Source organism: Priestia sp. YIM B13490 (assembly GCF_042787735.1).
Taxonomy (GTDB): domain Bacteria; phylum Bacillota; class Bacilli; order Bacillales; family Bacillaceae_H; genus Priestia; species Priestia megaterium.
This window is the reverse complement of record NZ_JBHZOT010000005.1, coordinates 214,706-227,222: the sequence shown is the minus strand read 5'-3', so window position 1 is coordinate 227,222 and position 12,517 is coordinate 214,706. Positions and strand designations below refer to the sequence as shown.

General features: G+C 39.3%; 9 protein-coding genes. All 9 read right to left on the bottom strand.

Translation table 11 applies throughout. The features are described 5' to 3' along the window. Window positions 1-75: 75 nt before the first annotated feature. The 9 genes from murB to rsmH all read right to left on the bottom strand — a co-directional run bounded on the left by murB (window position 76) and on the right by rsmH (window position 12,323). Window positions 76-981: a UDP-N-acetylmuramate dehydrogenase gene (gene murB, locus ACFX4R_RS17460; RefSeq protein WP_043976414.1), complete on the bottom strand. Its 906-nt coding sequence runs from the start codon at window positions 979-981 to the stop codon at window positions 76-78. 540 nt (window positions 982-1,521) lie between these two features. Then, window positions 1,522-2,622, bottom strand: coding sequence for a stage V sporulation protein E (spoVE, locus tag ACFX4R_RS17455; protein ID WP_013058959.1), 1,101 nt, complete (start codon window positions 2,620-2,622; stop codon window positions 1,522-1,524). 61 nt (window positions 2,623-2,683) lie between these two features. Then, the gene (murD, locus tag ACFX4R_RS17450) at window positions 2,684-4,033 is read right to left on the bottom strand and encodes a UDP-N-acetylmuramoyl-L-alanine--D-glutamate ligase (protein ID WP_043976413.1); all 1,350 of its coding nucleotides are present in this window, start codon (window positions 4,031-4,033) and stop codon (window positions 2,684-2,686) included. Further along, window positions 4,034-5,008, bottom strand: coding sequence for a phospho-N-acetylmuramoyl-pentapeptide-transferase (gene mraY, locus ACFX4R_RS17445; protein ID WP_013058961.1), 975 nt, complete (start codon window positions 5,006-5,008; stop codon window positions 4,034-4,036). Window positions 5,009-5,069: 61 nt separating this feature from the next. After that, window positions 5,070-6,533, bottom strand: coding sequence for a UDP-N-acetylmuramoyl-L-alanyl-D-glutamate--2,6-diaminopimelate ligase (locus ACFX4R_RS17440; protein WP_043976716.1), 1,464 nt, complete (start codon window positions 6,531-6,533; stop codon window positions 5,070-5,072). A 211-nt stretch (window positions 6,534-6,744) separates the two neighbouring features. Beyond that, entirely contained in the window at window positions 6,745-8,661 is a 1,917-nt protein-coding gene (locus ACFX4R_RS17435; RefSeq protein WP_013084856.1) for a stage V sporulation protein D, read from the bottom strand. A gap of 69 nt (window positions 8,662-8,730) precedes the next feature. Further along, window positions 8,731-10,989 carry a penicillin-binding protein gene (locus ACFX4R_RS17430; protein ID WP_016765447.1) on the bottom strand — a complete coding sequence of 753 codons (2,259 nt, stop codon included), beginning with the start codon at window positions 10,987-10,989 and terminating at the stop codon, window positions 8,731-8,733. A 5-nt stretch (window positions 10,990-10,994) separates the two neighbouring features. Further along, complete coding sequence (ftsL, locus tag ACFX4R_RS17425; protein WP_013058965.1) at window positions 10,995-11,354, bottom strand: cell division protein FtsL; 360 nt, start codon at window positions 11,352-11,354, stop codon at window positions 10,995-10,997. Window positions 11,355-11,387: 33 nt separating this feature from the next. After that, window positions 11,388-12,323, bottom strand: a complete 936-nt coding sequence (rsmH, locus tag ACFX4R_RS17420; protein WP_013084858.1) for a 16S rRNA (cytosine(1402)-N(4))-methyltransferase RsmH — start codon at window positions 12,321-12,323, stop codon at window positions 11,388-11,390. Window positions 12,324-12,517 lie beyond the last annotated feature (194 nt).

Genomic DNA, 12,517 nt, shown 5'->3' with positions numbered 1-12,517 from the left:
ATCCCCATTATAGCATAGAATAAACACATAAAAGCTACCTTTTCACGCATAACCATACAGCCACGGGCTGGGTAATTAGCGACCAATAATCTCAACTTCTGTATGAATATCAATATCGAATTTCTGTTTAATTGTTTTCTTAACATGAGCAATTAAATTCAGCACATCTGAAGCCGTTGCATCTCCTGTGTTGACAATGAAGTTCGCATGCTGTTCACTAATTTGCGCTCCGCCTACTGAAAAACCTTTTAAGTTGGACTTTTCAATTAAGTCTCCTGCATAATTTGGAAGCGGATTTCTAAAAATACTGCCTGCACAAGGGAAATTCCAAGGCTGTGTTTCACGGCGATAGTCTTTATTTTTCTGCATGACCGCCACAATATCATCTTTCGTTCCCTTTTTCAAACGCAGCACGGCTTCTACACATACTCCGGGACGGTCTTTTTGTAGAATTGAATGACGATACGAAAATTGAAGCTCTTCATTTGTCAGCCACTCAAGAGTGCCATCTTCAAATAAAATCAGCGCTTTTTCGACTACATGAGACATATCAGAACCATGGGCACCTGCATTCATATAAACAGCGCCTCCCACAGATCCAGGAATTCCACTTGAAAACTCCAGCCCAGACAGGCCTTGTTTTGTAATAACTGTTGCAAGCTTGATGCTAGGGTATCCCCCACCTACAGTAACCGTCTCTCCATCTACTGTTAAATCATCTAATCCGGCTCCGAGCTTAATGACCACACCTTCAATTCCCTTATCAGAAACAAGAAGATTAGATCCTCGACCAATCGCTCTCCATTTCACGCCATGTTTTTTAATAATATCCATTGTAACTTTTAAGTGATCAACAGAATCAGGTTCTACAAGCACATCTGCTGGACCACCAATTTTCATTGTTGTATGTTTTGCTAGCGGTTCATTTTCACGAACCTTTCCAATATTCGCTTCGACTAACTCTTTTACTAACGCTTCCATAAGAACCTCCTAAAACCCTCTTTGCTGTTATAAAACTTTCATGTCAATGCGCCCTTACTTCTAATGCATAAGAATAATAAGAACAGATTCATAACTAAGCAGCAGCACCTTGTAAGATACCTTTTTTCTACCAAGGCACTCTATTCTGTTGTCAATTTCATCATTTTTATTTATCGTATGACATTCACCCATAGAATGTACGTTCATCTGCTATATAAAGTAATTTTGATTGTTTTTTTATCGTTTTTCATTTAGAAGTTAAACACATGCTGACAGTCATAAAAAAACGCTACGCTCATAAGTGCACATACGTTCACCTACTCACTAAGATAAAACATTTAACCTTACACATCATACCATAGTTGGACTCAAAATTGGTTATCACAACATTACATTTTAAAAACATTTCATACAAAAATATCATCTACCTGTAAAAAATCGAAAATAAACCGCCAACAAAATCCGGCGTGCACTTGGATTTAAGATGACGGTTTACTTCAGTAGACCATTGCCTACTTGACATTATACAATTTTTTTTAATTAATAGCGAGAATATCTACTAACATTTAACAAAACTCCAACTGCTGCCAGCATGAGCGTCAGCGATGATCCACCGTAACTTAAAAATGGAAGCGTAATTCCCGTAACAGGCATAAGACCTGTTACCACGCCTATATTAATCATGACTTGAATCGCAACCATTGAAATAATTCCTAAGGCTAAAAACGTTCCGTAAAGATCAGGAGCTCCGAGCGCTACTTTAATTCCTCTCCAAAGCAATAAGCTAAACAAAAGCAAAACAAGCGTTCCCCCGATGAAACCGAGCTCTTCTGCCAGAATAGCAAAAATAAAATCAGTTTGAGGCTCCGGCAAATAAAAGAACTTTTGTCTACTTTGCCCTAACCCTAATCCAAGCAATCCCCCTGGCCCAATTGCATAAAGAGATTGAATGATTTGAAACCCGCTTCCAAGCGGATCTTCCCAAGGATTTAAAAATGAAGTGATACGTTTAATCCGATAAGGAGCCGATAAAACAAGCCCTACAAAACCGGCAACGCCAAGCAACCCAAGACCTGCAAAGTGACTTACTTTTGCTCCTGAAACAAAAATCATGACTAAACAAGTTCCAACAAGCACCGTTCCCGTTCCTAAATCCGGCTGCATCATAATAATGCCAAACGGTAAGAAAACCAGTAATAACGCCGGTAACATGCCTTTTCTAAAAGATGTAATTTTCTTCTGGTTTTCTGATAAATATTTCGCTAAAAATATAATCATAGCAAACTTCATAAATTCTGAAGGCTGAATCGAAAACGCTCCAACTCCTATCCAACTTTGCGACCCATTCCGTACTAGCCCTACTCCCGGAATCAATACAAGTACCAGCATAACAAAGCAAATGATTACAATTGGCTTCGCCCACGTACGCCACATCCAATAATCAATATTCATGATGACAAACATCGCGCATACTCCAAGCCCTGCAAATAAGAGCTGGCGTTTAGCAAAGAAAAAAGAATCATTAAACTTGTATGTAGCCCATACCGCACTTGCGCTGTATACCATGATAAGGCCGATGGTTAGCAAGGAAAGCGTAACGATTATGAGAAAAAAATCTGGGGTAGACCTTTTTGTCGACACTGTCACACACCTCTAAAAATAGATTAGGGCTAGTGTATTTTCTAGGTGTTTAGACAAGCCCTTATTTCAGTTTATGCACAGATTCAATAAAGATGTCACCACGTTCTTCAAAAGTTTTAAATTGATCCCAGCTTGCACAAGCAGGAGATAATAAAATAACATCTTCTTCATCTGAACAAGCATATGCTTCTGAAACTGCTTGTTTAACATTATCGACACGTTTTACAATTTGTATTCCCGCTTCTTTTGCTACGCGTTCAATTTTAGGAGCCGTTTCACCAAATGTAATCACAGCTTTCACATTTTTAAACTCTTCTTTTAAATCATCAAACTCATTGCCGCGATCGAGTCCACCTGCAAGTAGAATCGTCGGCTGCGAAAAAGCGGAAAGAGCTACTTTTGTAGCAAGCATATTCGTAGCTTTAGAGTCATTATAAAACTTACGTTTGTTGATTGTCGTGACATATTGAACGCGATGTTTAACACCAGCAAACGTTGTGAGCACGCGGTAGATAGCTTCATTTGAACAGCCGTACAGCTTCACAACGGATACAGCTGCTAAAATGTTTTCTTGATTATGTTTGCCTGGCAGCACCACATCTTTTAAGGACATCACTTCTTCATCTTTAAAGAAAATCGTTTCGTTTTTAATATACGCTCCTTCTGTCGTTTGAGCTGTAACAGAAAAAGGTACTTTTGTCGCTTTAACATCTGCACTAGCTTTCATCACTAGCTCATCATCCGCATTAATAACGGCAAAGTCTTCACTTGTTTGATTGTTAAAGAGATTTGCTTTCGCTTTGATATATTCCTCTTTTGTGCCATGATAGTCTAAGTGAGCATCAAACAAATTCAATAATAAAGAGATTCTCGGACGGAATTTTTCAATTCCCATCAGCTGAAAAGAAGAAAGCTCCGTTACAATTACATTGTCCTTTGTTGCTTTTTGCGCCACTTCACAAGCTACTGTTCCAATATTTCCAGCAATCAGCGGCTGCTTTTGATCTTCTTCTAACATTTTATAAATTAGCGTTGTTGTTGTTGTCTTCCCATTGCTTCCCGTAATTCCGATAAAAGGCGCTTCGCTAATTTCATAAGCCAATTCTACCTCTGTTAAAATCGGAATATTTCGCTTTAATGCTTCTTGCAATAGAACATTTGAATACGGAATCCCAGGGTTTTTTACAATAACATCCGCTTTGTCTAAAAGCTCAAGCGGATGATGTCCACAGACAACTTCAATGCCCGTTTTTTCTAATTCCTGTGCTGCTACGTTCTCTTCGTACGGTTTTTGATCATTAACGACTACTTTAGCACCAAGCTGTTTAACTAACTGAGCAGCTGCTAAACCGCTCTTGGCTAATCCTAAAATAAGTACTTGTTTACCTTGATACGTATTGACTGATTTCATTTAAATCCACACCTCGATATAAATTCCAAGCATTGCAAATAATAGTCCTACAGCCCAAAAAGTCATAACTACGCGCCATTCCGACCAGCCGCTTAGCTCGTAATGGTGATGAAGCGGACTCATTTTAAACACACGTTTTCCTGTTGTTTTGAAAGATGCGACTTGAATAATAACAGATAGTGTTTCAATAACAAACACACCACCGATAATAACAAGCAAGAATTCCATTTTCATTAAGACAGCCACCGTAGCGATAGCTCCTCCTAGCGCTAAAGAACCCGTATCTCCCATAAATACTTTTGCAGGATGGGCATTAAAAACTAAAAATCCTAACACAGCTCCTACTACAGCAACTGAGAAAATAGATAGTTCAAACTGCTCTGCATTCCAAGCAAGAACTGCAAATGCACCAAAAGCAATCGCACTTGTACCAGATACAAGTCCGTCTAATCCATCCGTCAAGTTAACCGCGTTTGAAAAACCAACAAGCCAGATGATGAGGAAAACAACATAAAACCAACCTAAATCAATTGGGTCTTTAATTCCAGGAATCGTCACTTCAGTTGAGAACTCAAACTGTCTTGCAATAAAGTAAAAAATAATTGAAATGACAACCTGACCTAAAAACTTTTGTTTAGATGTTAATCCAAGGTTACGCTTTAACACTACTTTTATAAAATCATCTAAAAATCCTAATAAACCAAATCCGATTGTGACAAATAATAATAGAAACGTCTTATATGTAAGTTCTGCATACTGATTGACCATAATAAGAGTTGCCACAATAATAGATAATAAAATCATGATACCGCCCATTGTAGGTGTACCTGATTTTTTCTGGTGAGATTTCGGGCCTTCATCACGAATACTTTGACCAAACTTTAATCTTCTTAAGAAGGGAATAAAAATCGGCGACAATACAACCGTAATCAAAAAGGCTACGCCGATTGTCAATAAAATTGATTGTTCTAGCACGATGTTCCCTCCTTAACTTCCAACTCATTCCGACTCATTTTGTTCTCTACCCATTTCATTACTACTTTCGCTCCTCAATCATTTTGCGTGCTACTTCTCGATCGTCAAAATCGAATACTTTTTTACCAATAATTTGATAGGTCTCGTGCCCTTTTCCAGCAATGACAATAACATCATCTGCATGCGCTGTTTCCACTGCATAGCGAATAGCTTCTGCACGATCAGCAATCGTCACATAGTTATCTGTATCCAAACCTTCTTCCATATCTTTTAAAATAGCCAATGGATCTTCACTTCGTGGATTATCAGATGTCAAAATAGCTTGTGTACTGTATTCAGCTGCAATTCGAGCCATGATTGGTCGTTTTGTACGATCTCGATCTCCGCCACAACCAACAATAACATATATATTGCGTTTTGCGAATTCTTTTACAGTTTTTAACACGTTCTCTAAGCTGTCCGGCGTGTGGGCATAATCAACGATAACCGTAAAATCTTGCTCCGCATCAACCACTTCAAAACGCCCAGATACGCCTTCTAACACTTTTATTTCCTCGACAATAACTGACAGAGGGATACCTGATACTAAACATGAAGCCGTAGCCGCTAATACGTTGTAGACGCTGAATTTCCCAATAAGCTTCATCTCTACACGAACCGTTTCTGTCGGTGTTGTCAAGTCGAACGTTGTGCCGCTGTTTGTAATTTGAATATTGGTTGCACGAATATCACTTTCACGGTCAATACCATAGGTAATCACTGTAGCGGCCGTGTTTTTAATATATTCCTCGGTTGCCGCATCATCAGCATTAAGAACAGCAAATTTAGGACGATTATGGTTATAAGCGTTTCCTAACTGTGCAAATAGCAACCCTTTCGCACGACGATAATCTTCCATTGTATGATGATAATCCAGGTGATCTTGCGTTAAGTTACTAAATACCGCAACATCAAAGTCGCACCCGTGTACGCGTCCTAAGTCAAGTGCATGAGATGATACTTCCATCATCGCTACTTCTACATTCTCCTCCACCATTTGGTGAAATGTTTTTTGGAGCGTCAGCGATTCAGGCGTTGTGTTTTTCACATCATAAGACGTATCACCAATACGAATTTCAATCGTTCCAATTAGACCCGTCTTTTTATGTTGTGATTTAAAGATATGCTCAATTAAATGTGTAATCGTTGTTTTTCCATTTGTGCCTGTTACACCAATTAAATGCATTTTTTGTGTAGGCTGATTGTAGAAAGCATCCGCTAGCACTGCCATTGCTCGTTTTGTACTCTTCACGCGTACAACAGGCACTTCTACATCCACAGGCTTTTCTGCTAAGATTGCTACTGCCCCTTTTTCCACAGCCATCTGTGCAAAGTTATGACCATCAACTGTATAGCCGTCTATACAAATGAACAATGCTCCGGGCTTAACTTCTCTTGAATCCATTTCAATTGACGTAATATCAATATTCTGTTCAGGAAGCTGAACAAAATCATGTAAATGTGTTAGTAGTTCTCGTAAATCCATTCCTACCATGTCCTCTCTATTTGTAAAGTGAAACGTTTGTTATAAGACGCTATGGCAACTATTCTTCTTTTTCTAGCACCTAACCTATTACATTTTACAGAAAAAGAAGCCCGGAGGGAACACCCCCAAGGCTTATTTGTTGATTTCATGTTCACACGCAGAGTAACCTGCTGATTATCATGCAAGGAAGAATAATGGTTTATAGAGATTTTTATTTTCCCATATAAATTCTAACCGTTTCGCCTTCTTTAACTTTCGTTCCGGCTGCAGGAGACTGCTTGACCACTTTATCTCCTTCGCCACTCACATCTAATTTTAAATTAAGTAGCTGTTCTTGTAACTCTTTTTTTGACATTCCTACGACATTTGGTACTTTTATCATTGGTGTGTCCAGCCACGTTAACTCTTTTTCAATTTGTCCTTTACGCGGTTTAACGTCCATCACACGCAAGCTGTCTTCAATCATTTTACCTACAATCGGAGCTGCTACAACTCCACCAAATTGAATGGTGCCTTTTGGATTATCAACCGCAACATACACGACAATTTCAGGGTTATCTGCTGGTGCAACACCGATAAAAGAAACGATGTGATTATTTTTTAAATACTTTCCATTTTGAGCTTTCTGCGCCGTACCCGTCTTTCCTCCAACGCGGTACCCTTCCACAAAAGCTCCTTTTCCGCTTCCTTGTGCTACTACACTTTCAAGAGCAAAACGCACTTGCTTAGACGTTTCCTCGGAAATAACTTTTCGCTTAGCAACCGGCTTATGACTGCTTACAACTTTTCCGGTAGTTGGATCCACCCACTCTTTTGCAATATAAGGTTCATAAAGCGTTCCACCGTTTACGGCTGCGGAAACAGCAGCTACTTGTTGAATAGGCGTAACAGCAACCCCTTGCCCAAAAGCTGTTGTAGCTTGTTCAACCGGCCCTACGCGCTCAAGCGGGAACAAAATCCCTTTTGCTTCCCCTTGTAAATCAATACCTGTTTTTTGACCAAAGCCAAATTCTTTAATGTATTTGAACAATTTTTCTTTTCCTAAACGTTCCCCAAGCTCCACAAAACCAGGGTTACATGAGTTTTGTACAACTTCTAAAAAAGACTGCTGTCCATGTCCGCCTTTTTTCCAGCAGCGAAGTCTCGCTCCGCCAACTTCCGCGGCTCCATCGTCGTAAAATTGATCTTTTAGTAAATCCACTTTCTTTTCTTCAAGAGCAGCTGCCAGTGTAATAATCTTAAACGTCGATCCGGGCTCATATACGCTCCAGATTGGAAGATTGCGATTATACACCTCAGGCTTCACATTTTTAAAATCCGTAGGATCAAAGCCCGGACGACTAGACATACCTAAAATTTCACCGTTTTTAGGATTCATGGCAATGGCAATCATACCATCTGGATTATAAGCTGTCTGAGCATTATCCAACTCACGCTCCATGATCGTTTGCACACGTGAATCGATGGTCAATCTCAAATCCAGCCCGTCCACAGGTGCTGTGTAGTCATCGGCTATATTGGGCATCTTTTTACCTTTAGCATCCGAATACAATTTAACTGAACCTTTTTGTCCTTTTAGCTCTTTATCATAATATAATTCAAGGCCTGTTAACCCTTGATTATCTACTCCCGCAAAGCCTAATACATGCGACAAATAACTTCCAAACGGATAGTACCGCTTCGAATCCTCAGCTATATATACGCCTTTTAAATTTAAATTTCGCACTTCATTTGCTTTCGCATGTGAAATTTTTCTTCCTTCAGGACGCAAATACACGCTAGAAGAAGCTTTTGTTATTTGCTCATATACTTTTTCTTTTGATGCTCCCAGCACTTTTGCTAACTTTTCAGCCGTAACAGCTGGATTTTCAACTTGTCTTGGCATAACTAAAACGGTCGGTGCACTTTTATTTGTAGCAAGTGCCACATCATTGCGATCTAGTATCTTTCCTCTTTCAGGTTCAAAAGGAATATTCCGACTCCATAAGTCTTTGGCTTTTTCAGTTAGCGTATCCCCAGTCAGCAACTGTACATATCCAAGCCTTGTATCAATAATCAAAAACACAATAAAACCGACAAACAAAACAATGGCTAGCCTTTTACGAACTGTGACTCCTGATACCCGCATATATTAGAACCTCCTCTGAATCGGCTCGTTCCAATATATGCTTGTACAGGATTCACTAGAACTTAATTTCTAGTCAAGTTGCTTATCGTCTTTTTTACTATCAGACTCACTTTTTTCCGTTTCTTTTAACTTATTTAACGTACTTGAAAATTCTTTAGGCGTTTCAAGTTCTACTTTCAGGTAGGTTCCTGCTTTTAACGGATCGCCTGCCTTAATACTTTGACTTACAACATAACCATTTTCAAGTGCGCTAGGTCGAACGTTGACAAATTCACTAAAGCGTATAACATCACGATGTGAAAAACCTGTTAAATCAGGCATTGTGGCTTTTCCATTTGTCTTAATAAACACGCGTTGACCAGTGACAATGGTATCAGAAGTCGGTGATTGGCTTTCTACCGTATCTCCTTTACCTATTACAACAGGAACAAGTCCTTTTTGTTTTAAGTCTTTCACGGCACTATCAACTGATTCGTTAACGTAAGACTTAAGCGTAATTTCTGAATCTACTTTTTTATCTTCTGTTTTCTTTCCGTCTTCGTCTGTTTTTTCAGGCTCCACCCCTAAGTACTGCAGGCTGTTTTTCATCACCGGATTAAATACGGCTGTAAGCGGCGCAGTACCTGTCTCTTGAGGCGTAAGAGTTGGATTTTTAACGGCTACATAGACAAGCAGCTTTGGATCTTTAGCAGGTGCAAAGCCCATAAAGGAAATGAAATTTTTCCCGTGTCCATGCAAGTAGCCTCCGGTAGGACCAGGAATTTGAGCTGTTCCCGTCTTTCCAGCGACATCGTATCCTTCAATCGCGTAAGGTTTCCCTGTTCCGTCATCAGAAGAAACAACGGTTTCTAAAATATCTAGCGTTTCGTTCGCTGCTTTTTTAGAAATAGGTTGTCCTACTACGGTAGGTTTTGTTTTCTTAATCGTTTTCTTATTTGTTTCATCGACTACTTGTTTAATCACGTAAGGCTTCATCATTTTTCCGTCATTTGCAATCGCAGTAGCCGCTTGAATTTCTTGAATAGGCGTAAAAGCGGACGCCTGTCCAAATGCAGTAGTTACGCGGTCTCTCGGGTACTTCGTCACTAACTTGCTAGAAGCTTCGTTTGGCAAGTCAATTCCCGTTTTATCCATAAAGCCAAACTTGTCCAAGTATTTATACAAACGGTCGGTGCCCAATTTTTCGTTGGCTAAAATGGCTACCGCTACATTTGAAGACCTTTGAATTCCTTCATTAAATGTAATAGCTCCCCAGCCGACTCCGCCGTTGTGATCGTTAATCGGAACGCTGTTTTTCGTTACTTTATAAGATCCCGACTGATAGCGGTCTTCGCCGTTATAGACCCCTGCATCAATCGCGGCTGCTAGCGTAAAGATTTTCATCGTTGAACCAAGTTCATAGCTGTTTTCAACAAACGGATTACGATAAGACGTGATATCACGAATATTTGGGTCAAATGAAGGACGATTTGACATCGCCAAAATTTCACCGGTTTTCGGATTTACTACCGTTGCCATTAGCTCTTCTGGTTTATATTCTTTAGCAGCAGCTGTCATTGCATCCTCTAAAAACGTTTGAATTTTTTCATCAATTGTAAGCGTGACACTGTCTCCATTTTTCGGAGCTACAATTGACTCTTTTGGATCCGGAAGCTTAATTCCATTTTTAGCAGCTTCGTATTTTACATATCCATCTTCTTCAGAAAGCTGCTTATCAAATACTTTTTCAATTCCCATTTTCCCTACGATTTTACCCGTATCATCTTTTTGTGCGTATCCTAAAATACTTGAGGCGAATACACCGTTTGGATAGAAGCGCTTCGAATCGCGTAAAAACGTGATCCCTGGGAGATTTAGTTTTTCAATTTTTTGCTTTAGCACGTTATCAATGTCACGTCCGCCTGGGCCAAGTTCGACTTGGAAGGTACCACGTTTAATTCCTCTCGTTAACATGCTGTCAATTTTCGATTCGTCCATCTTTAATAATGGGGCTAATTTTTCAGCCGTTTTTTCTGGGTCTACTACGTGCTGCGGGTGATCTTTGTCTTTTGTTTGTTTTTTATCTAAGATCGCCACAACCGTATAAGCACCCGTGTCTTGGGCGATTGCTTCTCCGTTTCGATCGTAAATCGTACCGCGCTGTCCTTCAATTTTAGACGTTCGCGTATGCTGTTTTTGTGCAATTTCGGCTAAAGCTTCTCCGTCTGCTTTGCCCGTCGCTTGGATGTAAAAGAACCTGATGGCTAATACAAAAAAGAGCAATGCAAATATTAAAATTAATATTGCTGCTCCTGTACTAATATTGCTATTTTTTCTTGGCGTAGTCATCGCAATTAATCGTTAACGACTTTTACGTTATTTTCATTCAATTTTAGTCCAAGTTCTTTTGCTTTTGTCCAAATACGATCGTATGCACTTAACTCTGTTACCTGTAATTTTAACTCATTGTTTTTTGCCTCTTGCTTGTCAATCTTTCCATCGAGTGATTGCACTTCTTCACTGATGCTATAAAGCGAAGATTGATTTGAAATGATTTGCACAGACCCAAACAGCATGAGTGCGACAAATCCAGAATACACAATTTTTTCACCAACCGTAATTTTTCTTTTTGTCTTTCGAACAACTTGACGTACCGTCTTTTGCTGCTTCTGCTGCTGATCTTGCTCTCTTACTTTGTATGCTACATTGTTCATTCTCGTCCCCTCCTCTTTGATAAAACCCTTTAATTACACTAATTTCTCAACAATTCGAAGCTTTGCCGAACGCGCGCGCTTATTTTCTTCTATCTCTTCTTCTGAAGGTAAAATAGGTTTTCTTGTAATAACTTTCATTTTAGGTTTAAATTCTTCTGGAATAATCGGCAGTCCATGCGGAAGCTGCGGAACCGTGCTTGCATTTTTAAACGCCACTTTACAAATTCGATCTTCAAGTGAGTGGAAGGTAATAACACTTACACGTCCACCTTTTTTGATCACATCCATAGCCTGTTCAATTGCATCTTCAAATACTTGAAGCTCATCATTTACAGCAATTCGAATAGCCTGGAAAATTCGTTTCGCCGGATGTCCACCCGTTCGTCTAGCTGGCGCTGGAATACCATCTTTAATAAGATCAACCAGCTCTAGCGTTGTTTCAATTGGTTTAGACTCTCGATATGCTTCAATCTTGCGGGCAATTTGTTTTGAAAACTTTTCTTCTCCGTATTGGAAAAAGATTTTCACAAGTTTTTCATAAGGCCATTCATTTACTACGTTGTACGCAGAAAACATTGAGTTTTGATCCATGCGCATATCAAGCGGGGCATCATGATGAAAGCTGAACCCTCGCTCTGGTGTATCCAACTGAGGAGACGAGACTCCGAGGTCAAATAATACTCCGTCTACTTCTTCAATTCCGTGTTCCATTAGCTGCTCTTTTAAATAGCGAAAATTACTTTTGATTAGAATAACTCTGTCTAGATACGGGGCCAATTTCTCTTTTGCATTTGCAAGAGCGACATCGTCTTGATCAAACGCAATTAATTTCCCTTTTTCTGATAGCTGTTTTACGATATATTCACTATGACCTGCTCCGCCAAGCGTGCAGTCGACATATACTCCATCCGGCTTAATATTTAAGCCTTCCGCTGCTTCTTTAAGCAAAACAGTTGTGTGATTAAACATTATGACACCTACTTCTTTCTAAACTACTTAGTTATGTATACAAAAAGCAAAAAACGGTGTTTTTCTTTGATATATATACACGTTTATATTATATATCAAAGTTCAACATTATTTCAGCTATTTATATAAGAATTAAGTAGAATTTTGTCTTTTTGTCACAAATAGTGTCATTTTGTTAAAGGTAGGACATATTC

What these genes read in the sequence shown, in the direction of transcription:
- murB (WP_043976414.1), bottom strand. Translation starts at nt 981, where the DNA reads ATGGAAGCGTTAGTAAAAGAGTTAGTCGAAGCGAATATTGGAAAGGTT.
- murD (WP_043976413.1), bottom strand. Translation starts at nt 4,033, where the DNA reads ATGAAATCAGTCAATACGTATCAAGGTAAACAAGTACTTATTTTAGGA.
- ACFX4R_RS17440 (WP_043976716.1), bottom strand. Translation starts at nt 6,533, where the DNA reads ATGGATTTACGAGAACTACTAACACATTTACATGATTTTGTTCAGCTT.
- ACFX4R_RS17435 (WP_013084856.1), bottom strand. Translation starts at nt 8,661, where the DNA reads ATGCGGGTATCAGGAGTCACAGTTCGTAAAAGGCTAGCCATTGTTTTG.
- ACFX4R_RS17430 (WP_016765447.1), bottom strand. Translation starts at nt 10,989, where the DNA reads ATGACTACGCCAAGAAAAAATAGCAATATTAGTACAGGAGCAGCAATA.
- ftsL (WP_013058965.1), bottom strand. Translation starts at nt 11,354, where the DNA reads ATGAACAATGTAGCATACAAAGTAAGAGAGCAAGATCAGCAGCAGAAG.
- rsmH (WP_013084858.1), bottom strand. Translation starts at nt 12,323, where the DNA reads ATGTTTAATCACACAACTGTTTTGCTTAAAGAAGCAGCGGAAGGCTTA.